This window comes from Methylophaga sp. SB9B, from assembly GCF_004832235.1.
GTDB lineage: Bacteria > Pseudomonadota > Gammaproteobacteria > Nitrosococcales > Methylophagaceae > Methylophaga > Methylophaga muralis.
In genome coordinates this window covers 1-253 of sequence record NZ_SSXS01000099.1, presented here as the reverse complement: position 1 = coordinate 253, position 253 = coordinate 1, and the positions used below count along the sequence as shown (strand labels likewise).

1 pseudogene is annotated in these 253 nt (G+C 37.5%); it reads right to left on the bottom strand.

What is annotated here, in order from left to right:
* Positions 1-112: pseudogene (locus E8Q33_RS16335) on the bottom strand (3-isopropylmalate dehydratase small subunit); the annotation flags it as partial.
* Between the last annotated feature and the right edge of the window lie 141 nt (positions 113-253).

Sequence of the window (253 nt, the reverse complement as noted above, 5' to 3'; positions counted from 1 at the left end):
GCCATTCATCAAACAGATTCGGCCCAAAACCACTGCGTTTAATTGATTTTAAAAACTGTTTTGGAATAATCGCGTCGGTATCGACATTCGGCCGATCCATTGGTATGACTATTCCGGTTTCGACAGATTTTTTGCATGTTCACCTCTTAATTTTTTATCGCAGGGCCTTGTGTAATGACTATTTTGTTGTTTTAGGGGTCATTTCTTATTAAATCAAGGTTGTTTAACCTGCTGTAATTCTCTTTTTATGCTG